Source organism: Acinetobacter sp. YH12137 (assembly GCF_013418535.1).
Classification (GTDB): Bacteria; Pseudomonadota; Gammaproteobacteria; order Pseudomonadales; family Moraxellaceae; genus Acinetobacter.
Map to the genome: position 1 here is coordinate 1 of NZ_VPBW01000032.1, position 20,130 is coordinate 20,130.

General features: G+C 41.8%; 14 protein-coding genes and 1 tRNA gene. 4 read left to right on the top strand and 11 right to left on the bottom strand.

Annotated features, from left to right (window positions below):
• Positions 1 to 145: 145 nt before the first annotated feature.
• Positions 146 to 1,189 (bottom strand): metallophosphoesterase, encoded by a 1,044-nt coding sequence (locus tag FTU72_RS12855; RefSeq protein ID WP_179992270.1) that lies wholly within the window; start codon positions 1,187 to 1,189, stop codon positions 146 to 148.
• 247 nt (positions 1,190 to 1,436) lie between these two features.
• Positions 1,437 to 3,674: an NADP-dependent isocitrate dehydrogenase gene (locus FTU72_RS12860; protein ID WP_179992269.1), complete on the bottom strand. Its 2,238-nt coding sequence runs from the start codon at positions 3,672 to 3,674 to the stop codon at positions 1,437 to 1,439.
• A gap of 773 nt (positions 3,675 to 4,447) precedes the next feature.
• Between FTU72_RS12860 and FTU72_RS12865 the strand changes: the two genes are divergently transcribed.
• Positions 4,448 to 4,978, top strand: coding sequence for a hypothetical protein (locus FTU72_RS12865; protein WP_179992268.1), 531 nt, complete (start codon positions 4,448 to 4,450; stop codon positions 4,976 to 4,978).
• Between the two features lie 751 nt (positions 4,979 to 5,729).
• On the opposite strand, the gene FTU72_RS12870 is transcribed toward FTU72_RS12865, so the two are convergent.
• The 7 genes from FTU72_RS12870 to efp all read right to left on the bottom strand — a co-directional run bounded on the left by FTU72_RS12870 (position 5,730) and on the right by efp (position 13,274).
• Positions 5,730 to 5,806 (bottom strand) — tRNA-Val (locus FTU72_RS12870).
• Positions 5,807 to 5,853: 47 nt separating this feature from the next.
• On the bottom strand, positions 5,854 to 7,851 hold the full coding sequence (locus FTU72_RS12875) for a DUF3488 and transglutaminase-like domain-containing protein (RefSeq protein ID WP_159123143.1): 1,998 nt from the start codon (positions 7,849 to 7,851) through the stop codon (positions 5,854 to 5,856).
• Between the two features lie 11 nt (positions 7,852 to 7,862).
• Positions 7,863 to 8,768: a DUF58 domain-containing protein gene (locus FTU72_RS12880; RefSeq protein WP_179992266.1), complete on the bottom strand. Its 906-nt coding sequence runs from the start codon at positions 8,766 to 8,768 to the stop codon at positions 7,863 to 7,865.
• A 12-nt stretch (positions 8,769 to 8,780) separates the two neighbouring features.
• Positions 8,781 to 9,731 carry a MoxR family ATPase gene (locus FTU72_RS12885; RefSeq protein WP_125278423.1) on the bottom strand — a complete coding sequence of 317 codons (951 nt, stop codon included), beginning with the start codon at positions 9,729 to 9,731 and terminating at the stop codon, positions 8,781 to 8,783.
• Positions 9,732 to 10,121: 390 nt separating this feature from the next.
• Positions 10,122 to 10,424 (bottom strand): YbdD/YjiX family protein, encoded by a 303-nt coding sequence (locus FTU72_RS12890; RefSeq protein WP_004782606.1) that lies wholly within the window; start codon positions 10,422 to 10,424, stop codon positions 10,122 to 10,124.
• 10 nt (positions 10,425 to 10,434) lie between these two features.
• On the bottom strand, positions 10,435 to 12,534 hold the full coding sequence (locus FTU72_RS12895) for a carbon starvation CstA family protein (RefSeq protein ID WP_180052972.1): 2,100 nt from the start codon (positions 12,532 to 12,534) through the stop codon (positions 10,435 to 10,437).
• Between the two features lie 170 nt (positions 12,535 to 12,704).
• On the bottom strand, positions 12,705 to 13,274 hold the full coding sequence (gene efp / locus FTU72_RS12900; protein WP_004782608.1) for an elongation factor P: 570 nt from the start codon (positions 13,272 to 13,274) through the stop codon (positions 12,705 to 12,707).
• A 378-nt stretch (positions 13,275 to 13,652) separates the two neighbouring features.
• Between efp and epmB the strand changes: the two genes are divergently transcribed.
• Genes epmB through FTU72_RS12915 form a run of 3 tightly spaced genes read left to right on the top strand, consistent with a single transcriptional unit; the run spans position 13,653 to position 18,577 of the window.
• Positions 13,653 to 14,675: an EF-P beta-lysylation protein EpmB gene (gene epmB, locus FTU72_RS12905; protein WP_180031603.1), complete on the top strand. Its 1,023-nt coding sequence runs from the start codon at positions 13,653 to 13,655 to the stop codon at positions 14,673 to 14,675.
• Between the two features lie 9 nt (positions 14,676 to 14,684).
• Positions 14,685 to 16,430, top strand: coding sequence for a GTPase (locus tag FTU72_RS12910; RefSeq protein WP_180031601.1), 1,746 nt, complete (start codon positions 14,685 to 14,687; stop codon positions 16,428 to 16,430).
• Positions 16,412 to 18,577 (top strand): EAL domain-containing protein, encoded by a 2,166-nt coding sequence (locus tag FTU72_RS12915; RefSeq protein ID WP_004782613.1) that lies wholly within the window; start codon positions 16,412 to 16,414, stop codon positions 18,575 to 18,577. The genes FTU72_RS12910 and FTU72_RS12915 overlap by 19 nt, the downstream gene beginning before the upstream one ends.
• 97 nt (positions 18,578 to 18,674) lie before the next feature.
• Here the strand turns inward: FTU72_RS12915 and rpmE are convergent, their stop codons facing one another.
• Positions 18,675 to 18,899: a 50S ribosomal protein L31 gene (gene rpmE, locus FTU72_RS12920; protein ID WP_004782616.1), complete on the bottom strand. Its 225-nt coding sequence runs from the start codon at positions 18,897 to 18,899 to the stop codon at positions 18,675 to 18,677.
• A 203-nt stretch (positions 18,900 to 19,102) separates the two neighbouring features.
• Positions 19,103 to 20,080 (bottom strand): bile acid:sodium symporter family protein, encoded by a 978-nt coding sequence (locus FTU72_RS12925; RefSeq protein WP_180052973.1) that lies wholly within the window; start codon positions 20,078 to 20,080, stop codon positions 19,103 to 19,105.
• Between the last annotated feature and the right edge of the window lie 50 nt (positions 20,081 to 20,130).

Sequence of the window (20,130 nt, forward strand, 5' to 3'; positions counted from 1 at the left end):
CTCATGAAATACGGTATTCTGATGTGACAAAACCTGAATCCTGGTCGTTAAAGTGTTTGTTTGCACTCATATTTTAACTGTTAGGACTCAGGTTTTTTTATTTAAAGCAAACTATGGGACAGCAGTGTCTTCGTGGCTGCTTTTTTTACGTCATTTTTTGAGTGAAATACTGCTGGCCATCTTCAAAAATCACCAGATTTTCAGGCCATCTTAAAGCCCCGAGATGATGGGCAAACTCAGCCTGTTGCTGACGATCGCGATAACGCCTACCCACTGAATAGTCGACACAAAATACATTCTGCTGCTGACCAAACCATTGCAAGGCATCAATATGCTTAAACAGACCGGATTTTTCTTCGGTGGTTTTAAAGTTTCTCCAATAATGGCCAATCACCACAGGTATCCTATCTGTATAACGCTCCCACCATGGCAAACGGTCAATCATACGCCAGCGCCCCCCTGCATAGACTGGACGTTGTGCAATTTTTTCTGCGCCTGAGCTTAAGGTACGAATCGGATTTTGCATCTGGTCGCGTAACTCTTTTTCAGCGATATATTTTAATAAGGGAATACTGGCTGCTGGATCCTTGAATTGTTCCTGATATTGCTGCTGTTCACTCTGGATATATTCATCAAAGCCTAAAGTCTGTAACTCAAGCTCATTTTTCAGGACAAAATGATCATAAGCCTGTCTGATTGAATTAAAAGGAACAGATTTCAATTGTTGAATTGCCTGCGTATCCCAGCAAGCATGCACAATTCTTAAATGGGGTGCATCTAGAGCCAAAGGCAGGCTGTTTAGAAATTCTAGAATCCATGCACGATCCTGAATTGAAGCCTGAACTGAATCAAAAGTTTTGAGATCATCCTGATGCGGTGAACCAAAAAACCAGCCATTACCTTCCCGTAGCGTATCGGTTAACAAGTTGATTTCATGATTACCCAGAATGCATTGCGCATTGCCATTTTCTATTAAGGTTTTAACCTGTCTGATGACAGCGATACTGTCCGGTCCACGATCACACAGATCTCCGACAAAAATCAGTTTACGCTGTTCAGGATGACGACCTTGCAGATCGTAGCCCAATACTTTTAATAATTGATGTAGCGCATCAATCTCACCATGAATATCGCCAACAATATCCACCGGACCATCAAAAGTCTGCTGTATGAATATCTGATTACTCATGGCTCTACCCTACCCAGGTCAATAAAACCTTTTTTTAATATAGCGCTTATACTTTAAATCAATATAACAAGTTCAGAATTATTTTTTAATCATTTCGATTATTCAATCAAATAACGATAGATCAGAAACTTAACTGAAATCTCATTTCTTCATTTCTTATCTAAATGTATATCTAAAAACAATAAAAAACCGGCGCCTAAGCACCGGTTTTATTCACTTTACGAGCTTTAAAGCTAGTACAGCCTGATTAAGCATTTAGTGATTCAATGATTTGGTTCAATGTAGCACTTGGACGCATTACAGCATTTACTTTCGCAGGATCAACCGCATAGTAACCACCGATATCTACAGATTGGCCTTGAACTGCATTCAATTCGCTTACGATCTTCTCTTCATTTTCAGCAAGAGACTGAGCGATCGGTGCAAATTTCGCTTTCAATTCTGTATCTTCGTCTTGCGCTACAAGTTCTTCTGCCCAGAATTTAGCCAGGTAGAAGTGGCTGCCACGGTTGTCTAGCTCGCCAGTACGACGTGATGGAGACTTGTCATTGTCAAGCAATTTACCAGTCGCAGCATCCAGTGTTTTCGCGAGCAGTTTCGCACGTGCATTGTTTTCTTTAATGCCCATTTCTTCCAGAGAAACAGCCAATGCCAAGAACTCACCTAGAGAATCCCAACGTAAGTGGTTTTCTTCTACCAATTGTTGTACGTGTTTAGGCGCAGAACCACCAGCACCAGTTTCGTACATACCGCCACCTGCCATTAGAGGCACGATAGACAGCATTTTCGCAGAAGTACCAAGCTCCATGATTGGGAACAGGTCAGTCAGGTAGTCACGCAGGATGTTACCAGTCACAGAAATCGTATCCAGACCGCGAGCAACACGTTCAAGTGTATAACGCATCGCACGTACTTGAGACATGATTTGGATGTCTAGACCTTCTGTATCGTGGTCTTTCAGGTATGTTTGAACTTTTTTGATCAGTTCGTTTTCGTGTGGACGGTACGGGTCAAGCCAGAAGATTGCTGGCATGCCAGAGTTACGTGCACGAGTTACAGCCAGTTTCACCCAGTCGCGGATCGGTGCGTCTTTCACCTGGCACATACGCCAGATATCACCTTCTTCCACGTTTTGAGACATCAACACTTCACCAGTTTCAAGGTCAGTGATGTTCGCAACACCCGCTTCAGGAATTTCGAAAGTCTTGTCGTGAGAACCGTATTCTTCAGCTTTTTGAGCCATCAGACCAACGTTAGGAACTGTACCCATAGTACGTGGGTCGAAGTTACCATTCCATTTACAGAAGTTGATCATTTCCTGATAAATACGTGCGAATGTAGATTCAGGCATAACTGCTTTACAGTCGTAAGGTTTACCGTCAGCACCCCACATTTTACCGCCAGTACGGATCATTGCAGGCATAGAAGCATCTACAATCACGTCGTTTGGAGAATGGAAGTTGGTAATACCTTTTGCAGAATCAACCATCGCAAGTGCTGGACGGTGTTCTTGACATGCATGAAGATCTTCAATGATTTCTTCACGTAAAGAAGTCGGTAAAGATTCGATTTTTTCGTAAAGACCAGCCATACCGTTGTTTACGTTAATGCCGAGCTCGTCGAATAATTTACCGTGTTTCTCAAACGCATCTTTGTAGTAAATACGCACACAGTGACCGAATACGATCGGGTGTGATACTTTCATCATGGTCGCTTTAACGTGTAAAGAGAACAGGATGCCAGCTTCTTTACAATCTTCTAATTCTTTTTCATAGAAGTCGCAAAGGGCTTTTTTGCTCATGAACATTGAGTCGATGATTTCGCCGTCTTGAAGCGCAACTTTTGGCTTAAGAACGATAGTTTCACCAGACTTGGTGATCAGTTCCATTTTCACATTACGTGCACGGTCTAAAGTCATAGACTTTTCGCCATGGTAGAAGTCGCCTTCTTGCATGTGAGAAACGTGAGTTTGTGACCAAGGTTTCCATTCACCCATAGAATGTGGGTGTTTTTTCGCGTAGTTTTTCACTGCTGTCGGCGCACGACGGTCAGAGTTACCTTCACGAAGTACTGGGTTCACTGCTGAACCTAGGCACTTGCTATAACGCGCTTTAATTGCTTTTTCTTCTTCAGTAGTCGGGTTTTCCGGATAATCAGGCAGTGCATAGCCCTTAGACTGAAGTTCTTTAATGCATGACGTCAACTGAGCAACAGACGCACTAATATTAGGGAGTTTAATGATATTAGTATCTGGGTCCTGAGTAAGACGACCTAATTCTGCCAGGTTATCTGAAACTTTCTGCTCATCGCTTAGATAGTCTGCGAATTCTGCAAGTACGCGTGCGGCTACAGAGATGTCTGTCTTAACAATCTCAACGCCCGCCGGCTTAGTAAAGGTCTCAATGATCGGCAGTAGAGAGTAAGTCGCCAATAATGGCGCCTCGTCGGTCAGTGTGTAAATGATTGTTGACTTTCCACCAGCCATATATAGCCCCTTGCTTTGGATTGAGTTTCTGATCATCAGGCTTTTGGCCTAATTTCAGCGAACCGGTTACTTAAATAAACTTTGAAAGTAGTGGTGCTGGTTGCACCTCAGTCAAAGGAATATCAATACATATTCAACTTTGCCTGAAAAATTCGTAAAAATTGTCAGCGTGATTCACCGACAGCAGTATTCTACGTGAAAATGAACCTTTTTTCGAATCGGCACATTGCCAAACCATGCGATTTGTGCATTAGAAGGTTAATTTGCAGATTTTGCTTAATTTTACCAAAAATTATAATTTAATCATTATGATTCAATTACTTAAATTAAAAATCAGACAAATTCACCTATAAACTTAATGTGTGCTTAATTCGGTTTTTTGCCATCAATTTTTATCTACATGTTGGGTATCATGAAAATAAATTATCAATGGCCGTAATTTCCATAAGTATGGGTTAAAAAGCGAATTGAAACAGATCTGCTATTCCCTATCGAAATCTATGATCTGCACCTGATAAATTGATAGTTAATCCTAAAGACTTAAGACAACCTAAATAATAGTCACCTTTCTACTCTTTGTTCAGTTTAAATTATGTGCATTTTTTTAATTACCTTTACAAACACTGGAAATGTATCGACCGTAATTCAAATAAAAAAATGGTTCTATTGGTTTAATAGGCTTTAGATAATGCCAGTATGTTGGTTTAATTAATAAGAATCTTCTAATTAAATTTGGGTAGAATGCTGATTAATTTACAATAAGGACTTATTTTATGCTGAATTATTTAGTTAGTTTTTCGACATGGGCTGAGAGCAATTCAGGACAGATTCAGATTCTGATAGGCATATTAGCGCTAAGTCTTGCAATTTTTGGTTATAGACAAATAATTGAACAGATAAAAATTGCAAAAAAACATGAAGATCGTGCAGATGAACAAAGAAAATTTGAATTAAAGATACAATCCCTTAATATGTCACTCATAGCTTTAGATAAAAACGCATTAAAAATAAATAATTTTAAAAAAATATTGAAATTGTCGGAAGGGTCTATCAAATCACTCGATCAGAATAGCGAAGTAATAGAAGGTGATATTCGAAAGTTAATTACACTCACTAAAGAAAAAGTTAACCATGCTGAAGAAGTCCAAGAAGATATTTTTGATATGTGTAAGCGTATAAACAGAAAGAGCGCTTTCCATAGTCTAGATGAGCTAACTGCTATATATGATGTATTAATTTCTATAATAAATGATGCAAATAATACTGACTTAATGAGACATCACTTTACGATAACTGAAGATTAACAATCTCATATCACACAAAAATCCTCAGCCTCACTACTCACCCTACCCCATTAACTGAATAAGGCTTTTCGTATGCAGCCTCTAACATGTCAGCAATATCTTCGATCCCGGGTGTAGTAAGTATTTGCCAGCACTTTGATATACGCCCAGTGATCAGGGCCAGCACATCAATCGATAATTTCTATTTATTCACAAAGAGTTGAGTGCTTTATGTCGCGTGTCATAAAAATGAATATCTGGAAGCCCTGCCTTTTGCTTTCTACGTTTCCATATCAACTTAAATGAATTCTCTTTTTGAGGGATTAATATTAAGTCCGTCATATTGAATCAAATCCAGAAGCTCTATAGCCTTTATAGTTAACGGCATATTAAGTGCATCACCATTTTTAGTCTTTGGCAGATGAACATTTCTATCGTAAATATTTTTTATCTTTATACCCATTTCCCCCATCACATTGCAGTTTTAAGTGCAAACCGAAATGTCCATATAACAGAATGATCTGACCTTATTCATAGCATTATTTTATTATCAAAAGATTCAATGTACTTTCTTATTCTTGGCTCAGTTAATTTCATGACGTACTTTCCAAAATTCTTGTCGTAACCTTGACGTAAATTAAGCTGTATAATCGGTAAAAAGCAGCGATTTTAAGGATAACGCGGATAAAGATACTTTTTATTGTAGGTATAAAAAAAGGGTTTTAAGCTACTGTTTTCGCTTAAAACCCTTATAACATTAGTTTTTGAATCCTGGTAGGTATATCCAGACTCGAACTGGAGACCTCTACGATGTCAACGTAGCGCTCTAACCAACTGAGCTATACACCTAGAATGCTTGGCATATTATAAATTTTTCGATCTCAAAACAAGTCTTTTCATTTAATTTTCAATATATACGTACAAGTTTTAAGCAAATCTTTGAATTGTTTCAGATCTTGGTTTGAGAATTCCCTGCCTGAATAAATTGATTTTTCAAATAGTCTAATTGCTTCAAAGAATACAGACTGATCTTTATCCTGAACTTGCTGAGATAGCCGTAACATCCACTGATGAAAAGTCTCTGCGGGTTGTCTTTTTAATTTTTTTTTCAAAGACTGATTAAACTGCTGAATAGAATGTTCAAAAGGTGACTGTAACTGCCGATTTTTAAAATAGATTTTTAAAATATAAAGCAGTACGAGTATGCCAATACCAGATATTAAAATAATTACGCTGGAATAGACTGAACTTAGGCCCAGTTTCGCTAACCAGCCCTGCTGTGATTCGGCATTATAGCCTACGACCTTACTTTGCCATTGGTAACTTGCATAATCACTCCAGACTCTTAGTTTGGTCAGCCATATATTACGGTGTGATGTCCAGCCAGAATTACTTGCCCATACTCGCTCATCTTGCGAGATTAAATTTTGCATCCCATCATCAATACGTTGCGGGGCTACCATTGCGGTAGGATCAAAACGCTGCCATCTTTGGTCAATCCAGACTTCTGTCCAGGCATGAGCATCCAACTGACGAACTTCCCAACTTTTCCCATCGGGCGCCAATTGTCCGCCTTGATAACCTGTGACCACACGTGCCGGAATTCCAACATATCGCATCAGCATCACGAAACTGGAAGCATAGTGTTCACAAAAACCCTGCCGAAATTTAAACAGAAATTCATCAATCCGGTTTTTACCGAGTACGCCCGGTTTCAGGGTATATACAAAATGATTTTGCTGATACCAGTTTAAGACTGTTCGGATATAACGTCGTGGATCCTCCTCACTTTGTAGATATAAACGCTGTGCCAACTGTTGTGCCTGAGTATCCAAATGGGCTTGAGTCTGGGTATTAAGTCGCTGAACAAATTGCTCCGGTAAAATACTTTCAGTATTTTGACTACCTAGCCATTGCAGATGAATCGGTTCTACTCGTTGGGTTAAACGCCTTGGTACGATACTCCAGTCCTGACGATTATAATAACGGCGTTCCAAAGGCATCGATTTTTCCAGGCCCATCACCCAGAACACAGAAGGATCAGCAGCCAGATATTGGTAATTCCACCCTGATGTGGATACTGGAACAACTTCTCCAGGCTGACGGATTAAAGGCTGCTGATTAATAAAGCTACTGGTCCAGCGCTGTCCATCATATTCATCTAGCACCAATGCCCGCCAATACAACTCTGAACGTGGCGGCAGTTTACTCACATCACCAATAATCCTGAAAGCTAGAGCATTAGATTGAGATAATTCAGCAATATCGCCCGGTGACATACTGTCACCGATTCCGGTTATACCTTTATTTTCTGGAATTGGGATATGCCAAAGCGGTGGCAAACGCGGAAAGAAAATGAATAACAAAATAAAAAACGGCAAAGCATAAAGCACAAATCTGCCGACATATTTGGCATCTTGCTGTAAGGCTATACGTGGTGATTGCTGACTCTGCTGAAACTCACTGGTCTGAATCCGGTATAAGCCAATTAGACAGCTTAATAAGCATAGAATAATCAAAACAGCCATGCCAAAAGACTGGCTATATAGAAATGAACTGGCCGCAACAAAAAGTGCAAAATTAAACAAGATAATCAGATCCCGCCGGTTTTTCGTTTCTAATGATTTGGCAAATAAAAAAGTGGAAAGAACTGCAACACCTGCCTCCACTCCAATAAAACTTTGGTGGCTAAGATAAATACTACCTAATGCTAAGGCCGTGAGAAGAAAAGTTCCTATTTTAGGAAATGGCTTTTGCCGTTTAAGAAAAATCCAGATACACAGTAAGCTAATGACAAAGATAATGCTGAGCAGCACCGGGATGAAAGCTACTTGGGCAAGGATGATCAAGCCTAGGGTCAAGACGATCGAAATTCGGATTTTTCCATCAATCATAGATTCACCCGTTATGCCTGAGCCAATAATTGTTTGGCCTTACGTAACTGTTCTTCACCTGCTCCCTGCGGCAATTCTGCCTGAGGTAAATGCAGTGCATATGCACATTGCTGCTGCTCACATTGCTCAATCAGTCCCATCATCAAGCCCAGTTTCTCCTCATGCGACTGGCTAGGCATGTGTTCATAATGAATCTCAAAGCTATGTTCATCCTGATACTGTTCAAAGACTTTGACATACAAGCCTTGCCCACGTGCAAACTGTTTCCAGGAAACCGCCTGCAATGAGTCTCCAGATTGATAATTTCGTAATTCACGGAACTCATCCATATCCGGTTCAAAGCTATTCTGATAAATCTTGTTTTCCGAAGTATTGTTTTGAGCTTTAGGTGCCACCCAAGCAAACTGATGATGATAAAGATAGGTCCAGGCTCGTACCAGGCCAAAGGGATAAACCGAATAGATCTGAATCACCGGATACTCAAATTTACCACGACGTTCAGCATAAAATGGCAGCACCCAATGCTGTTTCTGTTCACTCAGATAAACTTTCTCCAGCTGATTGCCGACCTTAATATACAGATAACGCGGCCGGGCTGTCGCTTGCTGAAAATAAAAATGCAGATTAAGTGCATGACCCACCTGCCCGACGTCTTCAGCAATCATTTCAATATCCAGATCATGCAACTGTTTAAAGGTCAGATAGAAGCTGACACATAGCACTGCACTAATCAGAAAGCAGAAACCTAAAATCAGGTTATTGGCATAGTTCACGCCAGCGATAAAGGTGATAAAAATCAGAACCAGATACAGATAGCCCTGCTGATAAATAAAGACCAGTACATCCTTTTGAGAAAGTCGTTTTTGCTGTGAAAATTGAAAGCGTTTCGCCAGCCAGTTTTGCCAGGTTTTATCCAAGAGCGGACTCCTTTAACTGACTGCGACCTGTTGCATCACATTTAATGTTTCTGCATCGCTCAGCCCCAGACGATGGGCGGCGACTGCCACAAAAACGGCTTGTACATCGTCCGGAGTTACGAAGCTACGTTGCTGAATAATGGCATTCGCCTGTGCTGCACGTTTAAGCGCCAGCAAACCTCGTGTTGATAAGCCTTGGCGTTTCTTACGGGTTTCTTCCGCAAGATCTAGCATATATTCCTGAACCGCTTCACTGATAAAAATCTGCTGGGTCAACTGCTGTAATTCCAGCACTTCATTTTCAGTAAATACATGTGCCAAGCTAGCGATCAAGGCAAAACGGGATTCTTGCTGTAATAACAGTTTTTCAGCATGACGGGATGGATAACCTAAAGACAGACGCATTAAAAAGCGGTCAAGTTGGGATTCAGGCAAGGCATAAGTGCCACTTTGAAATAAGGGGTTCTGGGTCGCGATTACCCAGAATGGCTTAGGCAAAGCATAACGTATCCCATCGACAGTGGCATAGCCTTCTTCCATCGCCTCCAGCAAGGCACTCTGAGTTTTGGGACTGGAACGGTTAATTTCATCTGCCAGCAAAATCTGGGTAAAAATAGGCCCCTGCTTAAACTCGAACTGATGTTCTTTCTGGTTAAACATATTGATACCGATCACATCACTGGCCAGCATGTCATTGGTAAACTGAATTCGCTGAAATTTCAGTCCTGCGAGATGGGCTAGGCTGCTTGCCAATGTTGTCTTGCCCAAACCGGGTAAATCTTCAAACAAGACATGCCCGCCTGCAATCAGACAGCATAGGGCTAATCTGGTCTGTGCATGTTTATCCAGAACAATGGCATTAATTTCTTGGAAAAATTTTTGAATCTTGGGTGCATAATCAGCCAGCTTCTGTTCAAGCTCATCATTGTTGTGCGCAATATCCAGCTTTTCTTTTTGTTTCATGCCCCAGATCACAATATTTTCCCTAATAAAACATGCTGTAGGATTAACATACACTGTTTTTTAAAATTCCCCAAAGATCAGTCATCTGCCGACTTTATTTCTGCAGAATAAATTAGGAATTTTAGAAATTTTATATGATTAAATTTCCTATAAGAGCCAATTGAAGCTTTAAGATTAAAGTTTAGAAAAATTACATTTTGATTGGCATATTTATTAGAGAAAACAGGTTATTAAAAACCTTTGAGATCTGAACTTATACCTAAAAGGTAAAGACTTTTAAAAATTTAAATTCCCAATGTCAAAATAGATCATAATTTTGTTTTATCTTGTTTGAATCCTAAAATTTGCCCGTAAAAAAGCGCCCCGAAAGGCGCTCATTTTATTCATCCATTAGCATGGACACTTCTTCATATCTCCACCGGCAGAGGGATAACGCGAATCTACACAGTGACGATAAAATGTTTTAGGGTCCATCGCTTCCAGATCAGGATGGTGCTTTTTCATATGCGCCAGATAGGTCTGATAATCCGGCACACCCACCATCAGGCGGAAACTCTGCTGTAAACGCTGCCACAACGTCGCAATCCGTGACCAGTTTTTCGGGTTCAGGATCAGGTCTTTTTGTGACATCACGGTCATCTTGATGATTTTATAGATAACCGCTTTTCCACCTTTAGCAAACTTCAAGTTCATGCGCTGCTCCTTAATGTCCTTTTGCAGGCTGAATTTCTTCAGGATCGCGATATACTGCTTCGGCTTCATTTACAGTTGGTACAGGGCTCGCCAGGGCACGACGGATCACGCCAATTGCAGCAAATAGCATTACAAATGCTACGATCATAAAGAAACCACAAAGTGCTGCGTTGATCTGGTTTGACATTGCGACAGTCTGCATTTCAGCCAGGGTTTTCGCTGGTGCCAGAATTTCATTATTCGCAATTGCCGTATTAAAACGCTCTGCCTGTGCCAGGAAACCGATCTTTGGATTTTCATGGAAAATCTTTTGCCAACCGGCTGTCATTGAAGTAATAAACAGGAATACGGTTGGAACAATGGTTACCCACACATATTTCTCTTTCTTCATCTTGAACAGGATGACTGTACCCAGAATCAATGCCATTGCAGCCAGAATCTGGTTACCAATACCGAACAATGGCCATAAGCTATTAATACCGCCTAATGGATCAACAACGCCCTGATAAACGAAGAAACCCCAGCCAGCCACAGCAACGGCTGTACCCAGCATATTACCGAAGAAGTTATGAGATTGTTTTACCGCAGGAATCACGATACCAACTGTATCCTGAACCATGAAGCGACATGCACGAGTACCCGCATCTACCGCTGTCAAAATGAATAAAGCTTCAAACAGAATTGCAAAGTGATACCAGAAGGCCATCATTTCACGGCTGTTAAAGATTTCGGTAATGATATGCGCCATACCAATCGCGAAAGTCGGTGCACCACCCGTACGTGACAGAATCGAGTTCTCACCTACTTCCTGAGCCAAGAGAGTCAGCGCTTCAGGCGTTACCACAAAACCAAGATTACGTACTGCTTCAGCTGCAGTATCTACGGTTGTACCTAGTAGTGCTGCTGGTGAGTTAATCGCGAAGTACACACCTGGATCAAGAATCGCGGCACAGATCAAAGCCATGATCGCAACAAATGATTCCATCAACATACCGCCATAACCGATTATCCGGATATCGCGTTCGTTGTTGACCAGTTTCGGTGTCGTACCTGAAGAAACCAGTGCGTGGAAACCGGAAATCGCACCGCAGGCAATGGTAATAAACAGGAATGGGAACATTGAACCAGCGAATACTGGGCCTGTACCATCAACAAATTTGGTAATCGCTGGCAATTTCATTTCCGGCATCGCGAACAGAATACCAATCGCCAGACCGGCAATCACACCAATTTTCAGGAAGGTCGATAAATAGTCACGTGGTGCAAGTAATAACCAGACGGGCAATACCGATGCAATAAAACCATAAATGATTAGTGCCCAAGTCAGCTCAGTACCCGTTAAGGTAAATAGCTGCCCCCAGTATGGATGCTGTGCAACGTTTTCACCATAGATAATGCCAAGCATCATCAATACGAAACCAATGATCGAAACTTCTGCAATTTTACCCGGACGGATAAATCGCATGTAGATACCCATGAAGATGGCGATCGGAATCGTAGCTGCAATACTGAATACGCCCCATGGACTATTGGTCAGTGCTTTGACAACCACTAGCGCCAATACTGCTAGGATGATGATCATCACACCCAGCGCACCAAGCATCACGATAATACCAGCAAAGGTACCCAGTTCCTGTTTTGCCATTTCACCCAGTGAACGGCCGTCACGACGGGTAGAAATAAACAGTACCAGGAAGTCCTGTACCGCACCTGCCAGTACCACACCGACCAGTAGCCAGATCGTGCCTGGCAGATAACCCATCTGCGCTGCAAGGATAGGACCGACTAAAGGACCCGCACCGGCAATCGCGGCAAAATGGTGACCGAATAACACGCTTTTATTGGTCGGCACATAATCCAGACCATCACCCAGACGATGTGCGGGTGTTAAACGGCGTGCGTTCAGTTCAAAAACTTTATTGGCAATAAATAAACTGTAGAAACGGTAAGCGATGCTGTACACACAGGCTGCGGCCAGTACCAGCCAGACTGCATTCACATGCTCACCACGACTGAGTGCAAGTATCCCGAAGGAGACTGCCCCGACTATGGCTACCAGGAGCCAGATGATTTTCGAAGCCATGGTTGACTTCTGTTGTAAAGTTTCCATTCAATCCCTCATTTTGTGAAGCATATAAATCAGCGTGATTTTTTTATTCGAGGTACTGCTGTTTTCCCTTGCGACTTTACGCTTGTTCCTTTCGAATTCCTCTAAGACTTTGGCATAAAAAAAGGGATGATTTTAGTCATCCCCTTTGATAATAGTCTATTTTCCGACCATTATGCACGTTCTAAATAGTCACCAGTACGAGTGTCTACACGAACGCTTTCTTCTTGCTGAACGAATAATGGAACACGTACTACTGCACCTGTTTCAAGTTTCGCTGGTTTACCGCCACCGCCAGAAGTATCGCCACGAACACCTGGATCAGTTTCAACAATTTTTAATACTACAAAGTTTGGTGGGCTTACTGTTAAAGGTACGCCATTCCACAACATGATAGTACATTTTTCATTTGAATCGTCTTTTAACCATTTTGCAGCATCGCCCATTGCTGTTTTATCAGCAGCGATCTGTTCAAAGGTTACAGGATCCATGAAGTTCCACATTTCGCCATCGTTGTACAAATATTCCATTTCTACTTCTACGATGTCTGCAGCTTCTAGAGAATCACCAGATTTAAAAGTTTTTTCCAAAACTTTACCACTGCGAAGGTTACGTAATTTAACGCGGTTGAACGCCTGGCCTTTACCTGGTTTAACGTATTCGTTTTCCATGATTGAACATGGGTTACCATCAAGCATAACCTTCAGGCCAGACTTGAAATCGTTCGTAGAATAATAGGCCATGATTGGCTCACTCCAAACTTACTAACTTTAAGCTATTGATGCTATGGGCTGTTGCAATGTCATTTAGCAAGTCTGACACGAACATGAGTTGCCACATGCACATTCATTTAATGTTGCGTATTCTAAATGAGCAATACACCAAGTCGCAACGAAAAAATCGGTTTTAACTTGCTGACACTGCTTAACTTAACATCAGCTATTCCAATACTGGTGCACAACCAGTCTTCTAAGCACATAAAAGTCTCTATGCTTTTGCATACCATAGCAAACTGATCGTGTTTAGAGAAATTTTAGCCAGCTTTCACATTCCCATCTGTAGACAAACTGCTAAACTGCGCACTTCTGGCTATCGCCTTCATCTTTTTTTGATCTTCCGGCATGACACAGTATTTATATCAAGAAGCAAATTGGCAATCGCAACTGAGCGACCTGATCACCGATCCACAGGAATTACTGCAAATTCTACAGCTTTCTCCAGATCAGCTGTTATCTGGTGCTCTGCTGGCCTCTCAAGCCTTTAAACTACGTGTGCCGCGAGCTTTTGTTTCCAGAATGCAGCCAGGCAATCCTTTAGATCCACTTTTATTACAAGTGTTACCGCATCATCTGGAACTGGAAGACCATCCGGGATTTGTCACCGATCCCCTAGGTGAAGAACAGGCCAACCAGCAGCCTGGTGTTCTACATAAATATAAGTCACGTTTTCTACTGACCTTAACCGGTGCCTGTGCAGTTCACTGTCGTTACTGTTTCCGCCGGCATTTTCCCTATCATGAAAACCTGCCTAAAAATGAGGACTGGATTAATATCAAACAATATCTGGAAAGCCAGCCAGATATTAATGAAGTAATTCTGAGTGGTGGCGATCCACTGACCTTATCTAACCGAAAATTAAAAATCTGGATTGAACGACTAGAATCGGTACCACATCTCAAATTTTTAAGAATACATTCACGAGTTCCTATTGTGATCCCAAACCGGATCGACGAAGAGCTGCTAAGCATGTTAAAAAACAGTAGGCTACGTATTATTCTAGTGGTACACTCGAACCATGCATCAGAGCTGGATGACCTGACCTGTAAGCAGCTTAATCAGCTGGTTCAGCATCAGATCACGGTACTCAATCAGGCAGTTTTATTAAAAGGGGTTAATGATTCTGCTCAAGTTTTGATTGATTTAAGCTATCGCTTGTTTGATGCTGGCGTGATGCCCTATTATTTACATGTACTTGATAAAGTAAAAGGTGCGCATCATTTTGATTTACCTGCTGAGCACATCAATGAGATTTATACAGAAGTTTTAGCGAACCTACCGGGGTATCTGGTTCCTAAACTAGTTCGAGAAATAGCGGGCGAGAAGAATAAGACACCGCTTTTTGGGGTTTCAACATTTTTGAGTTAAATAATAAAGATGAGTAAGCATACTGCAGACATTTTTCAGACAACGGCTGAACTCACCATAGAACAGCTAAGTTTTTGTCCCACAAATGCCAAAGCATTGCAGGAATGGGTCGCAGGAATTTCAATCCTGCAATTAGGGAATTCATCCAAGTCTCTGTTCAGTGCTTTACTGGAAATTTCCGAACTGAAATGTGCGGAAACCTTGCGTTTTGACCTGATTCAGGTATTGCACCCTACCCTTGAAAATGTTTTGGCCAGTCTTGAGAAACATTTCGTCAATCAGGGTCTGATCACGACAGATCGCAATGACCAGATTATTGAGCTGGCTATGCTGTTACGCAGCTATTTTGCCAAAATCTATATAGATATTGCCAAACGCTGTAATCATCAGCTGAATCATCAAAAGTTTTCACTATTTTCCCTGGGCAAAAAGAAAAGCCTGCAAAGTGCCCGGATGGTGTCCATCTACTATGGCCTGCAACAGTTAAGCCTACTGCTCTATCAACAGCATATGCTGTATAGCACACCTGGCGCTGGCCAGTGGTTGGCGGCACATCAGTTGCTGGAATGTGCGATGGAAAATAATTTCTATCAGACCAACATCAATCAGGTTCTTGGCACCCAGCACGAAATCCAGAATATTACCCAAGCCTATGCACGACTGATTTTGCTGGATATTTTCAATACCCATCAGATCCGCCCAGCTGAGATTCAGGGATTATATTTATGCAGTGCGGACTGGGCGAAACTGGTTCAGATTCTGCCAAAAGAAACCACACTGTCACGTTATGTGGTTGATGCCAGCAAAGATCATCCGCCTTTACTGAATTCTCATCAGGGTCAGCATTTCCAGCCAAGTTTCTATATTTCGACACAAAACCTGATGGAACACCTGACCGGCACTCAAAGCAAAAATGCCCAGTATCTGTCACGTAATGAAAAGCTGTTCCTGACACCTGCCCTGCATTTTCATATCTATAACCTGCTTTCGAATAATGTCGAACGCCGTCATGAACGTTATGAATATTCCGCACAGATCAATATCTGCTTTGGCTTAACGGTGGCGCATTTTTATCTGTCTAAGGGTAAAAACTTTAATGAAATGCTGGAACTGGAAGGCAATTATGGTTTCCAGAGCGAAAGCAGTTTTGTCAGCTCAATGCATAATACTGTTCCAAGCGGATTCAGTAGTATCAAGGCGCTCGATCGCGAAGCCAAACAGATTCATACCGCTGAAGTTCTCGATATCAGTGTCAATGGTTACCGGATTAAATGGTCAGGTATCACGCCTGCCAATCTGAAAACTGGTGAATTTATTCTGGTTCAGGAAAAGTCTCAAAGCCAGTGGCGTGGCGGAGTCATTCGCTGGATCAAACAGTCAGCAGATAAAAGTCTGGAAATTGGCCTGGAAATTCTGGCACAGGAACTGTTTCCTTGCGCAGTTTATGCCCGTACCGACAAACACAGTATCAATTATCAGCCAGCTATTCTGGTACAGATGACCCAGCTCGATCAGGTCTCAACCAGTATTATTGTCTCTGGCTCACAAATGTTTAGGGAAAAACAAACCATTCATTTACGACTTGGCCAAAAAGAACTCAGAATCTACCTGACCAAGGCACAGCTCATTACACAAAGTTTTATCCGTTTCGACTATGAATTATTAAATGATCAAGAAGAAGATGTCATCGAAAACTTTATACATAAGCAATTGAATGAAACTAGAAATCACGATTTATGGGAAGCATTGAAGTGAGAAATCCATTATTGTCTAAAAAGTTAAAACGTACTGAAACACGTTTACTGATCATTGATGATAATCAAATTAGATATAACCAAATCCGTGATCTCTTAACCAGTAATGAATATCAGGTCGACGCCGTTCTGCTTGATGATCTGCAATCTTTTGAAAAACAGTTAAACTTTAACTGGGACCTGATTATTTTTGGTCGTGCGTATGATCTGAAATATGAACAGGCCTTAAGTCTGGTTCAACTTTCGCAGCAACCTGATCTTCCTATTCTTTTGTTAAAACCAGAAGATTATCAGGCTGAACAATATGCCCAGTATATCCGTAAAGGCATTTTTGACATTCTGAATCTGGATTATCCAGACCGCTTCTTCCTGAATCTGGTACGTGCCCTTTCCTTTAGCCGTACCATGCAAGCCCAGCGCCATTTAATGGAAGAACTGGAAACTGCACAAAGCCAGGCACAATCACTGGTAGAAGACAGTAACCGTGCAGTCGCAACCATTCAGGAAGGCATTCATATTCAGGCCAATGCCGATTATCTCAAACTGTTTGGACTCAAAAGCGAGGACGATATTATCGGTCTGCCACTTTTAGACCTATTACAGCCGCAAGATTTAAATGATTTTAAATCCCGCTTTAAAAAGATTTCTCAGGGTCAGTTTGATTTAGGCCGTTTTGATATTACTTCTTCGAATCCAAATGTGGCTGCTGCCAACCCGCTAAAACTGGAATTTCTGGCCTCTAGTGCTGAAGAAGATGCACTACAAATTACGATTGATACAGCGACTAATCAGGCGAGTGCCTCTTCTGAAAAAGTTGCAAACAAGCCAAATACCTTACAGTCACTTAAGCGTGAACTCAATCGTGAACCGGCCAAAGCCAATGCATTGATCACGTTCTCCTTTGCTGCGTATGAGCCGCAAGTCCTGAATGGTGATTGGGCGACCTACATAGGTTATTTCCATGAAGTTAAGAAATTTCTAAAAGAGCAGGTTCGTATTCCACTCTTTAAACTGGAACATGATGTTCTGGTGGGGATCATTCAGGCAGATGCGCAAGACATTCTGGAATCCAAACTGGTCGGACTAGGTTCATTGACCAAACCACAGCTCATTACAGTGAATCAGCAAACTTATCCGCTCAATCTACGCATCGGTTATACCCTGCTTGACGGTGAGTTGCGTGATGAAAGCCATTGTAATGAATTAGTCGGTCGGGCCTTCTCTACTCCTTTACCACAAGCACAAAAAACGTCTGAATTTGTTCTGGATATTCCTGCAACGACTCAGGAATCGATTTCAATGCCGAGCATTGACTTCACGGTTTCAGAACCCGTTATTCCAGCGTCTGAGTCCATACCGGTCAGTCCGGCAGTCAGCACTGTACCACTCACAACCTCTCCAGTATTAAAAGCACTGCGTGAATGTCTGGAACGTGGTGAAATTCATCTGAAATATCAACAGCTCTATGATAAAGAAGATACCAACCTCTATATGTATGAGGTGACTAGTGGTTTTATCTTTGAAAATAAATGGCAGGATATTTCTTCCTTGATGGAACTTAATGAAGATGATGAATTGTCTATTAAACTGGATCGTTGGATTCTGGTTGAATCAAGCAAGCAGTTGCACAACTTTATTACCCAGTATCCGGATGCCCGTTTAATCGTGAACCTGAACCGTGCGGTGCTATTTAAAGACCGTACTTTCCCTGAGTTTATTTCCAAACTAATTACCATTATTCGCAGTAAAGTCGAACATCCTTTGACCTTGCAGTTCTCTGAAGAAGATATCCTGATGAATCAGCAGGATGCGCAGAAATATCTACGTACTTTACGTGAACATGGCGCGCGGATTGCGATTCGTAACTTTGGTCACTCAATGTATAGTGAAACCCTGCTACGTGAGTTCGATATCAATGGTCTGAGCCTGGATAGCAAACTGACCAAGATGCTGAACAATGATGCTGAAATTGAACAGTTACAGGAAAAAATCACCACGTACAATGAAATCAAACCAGTGAATATCATGATTCGTGAACTGAATGACATGACCTTATTTGCGAATGCCTGGAACGTCGATGCCCGCTTTATTCAGGGTGATTATTTCCAGAAAAAACTGGATCATCTGATTGATGTACAAGACCACTAAGGTCTTGTACTCGCCTTTCAATCTAGAAACGTGAAATGATTTTCTAAATTGCAGGCACAAAAAAACGGGCATAAAGCCCGTTTTTTCATTTTGGGTATTAACGTTTAACAGAACGTGACATACCAGCAAAACGTTGTTTGAACTTGTCGATACGGCCGCCAGTGTCAACGTTCTTTTGCTTACCAGTGTAGAATGGGTGGCAAGCTGAGCATACGTCTAGGTAAAGAGTTTCTTTACCAACAGCTGAACGAGTTTCGATTACGTTACCACATGAACAAGTAGCAACTAGTTTTTCGTATTTTGGGTGAATATCGGCGCGCATCGTCGATTACTCCATTAAGATGAAAGAAGGTTTTGCTGTCATCGCAATTGATCACTCTCAAATATTGAGGAAGGGCCAGAATCAGGATTCAGGCAGATCAACACCACAACAGACCATTCTTTTGGCCCACCGAGACGGATACCGTCAGAGCTAAGCACAACAAGTTGGGCAGTATTATACGGCAAACAAATCCAATAAGCGAATTATTCTTCTGTATGTACCACCTGTTTGGCCCAGAGATTCGCAATCACGCCGCAGGCCATCAGCTGGATTTGATGGAAAATCATAATCGGTAAAACTATCATGCCAAGTGGCTGACCAATAAACAGAATCTGTGCCATCGGTACGCCACTAGCCAACGTTTTTTTAGAACCACAAAAGAACACCGTTTTCTGGTCAGCACGATTAAAGCCCAACCAGCGTGGGATAAATAATGACAATAGCATCACAATGGTCAATAAAACCGAACATGCCAGCAGCAGCAAGAGCAAAGTACTTAAGCTGACTTCACGCCAAAGTCCAGCCACCACCGCACTGCTAAATGCCCCATAAACCACCATCAGAATTGAGCCCTGATCGAATACCTTGACGATCTTGGGCATTTTCTGCATTTTTGGGAAAATCCACGGACGCAGTAACTGACCTAAAATAAAAGGCACCAATAACAGCAGTGTAATCTGTAGAATCGATGCCGTAGGATCAAAGTCATGCTGGGATTGTCCAAGGATAAAGAATGTGACCAGCATCGGGGTAATGAACATCCCAATAATATTGGAAAAAGAAGCACTACAGATCGCACCGGCAATATTTCCCTGAGCCACTGAGGTAAAGGCGATCGAAGACTGTACGGTTGATGGCAAGAAGCACATAAACAGGAATCCCCAATATAATTCCTGCCCCAGCATTGGCAATAGGATTGGCTTTGCCAGCAAGCCTAAAATTGGAAAGAGCGCAAAGGTCAAGGCAAAGACCAAAGTGTGTAATTTCCAGTGCATTAAGCCTTCAATTACGGCTTCACGAGAAAGCTTGGCACCATGCAGGAAAAACAGGATCGCAATGGCTGCTGTCGTGATCCAGCTAAAGACTTCAGCTGCCTGCCCTGACACTGGCAATACACTGGCCAGTAACACCATAACAAAGAGCAAGATCGTAAAGCGGTCCAATGCCAGCAGTTTAAGCATCTGATGTCCTTCCCTCAAAATTTTATTATTCGATAAAAAATACCCGGCTA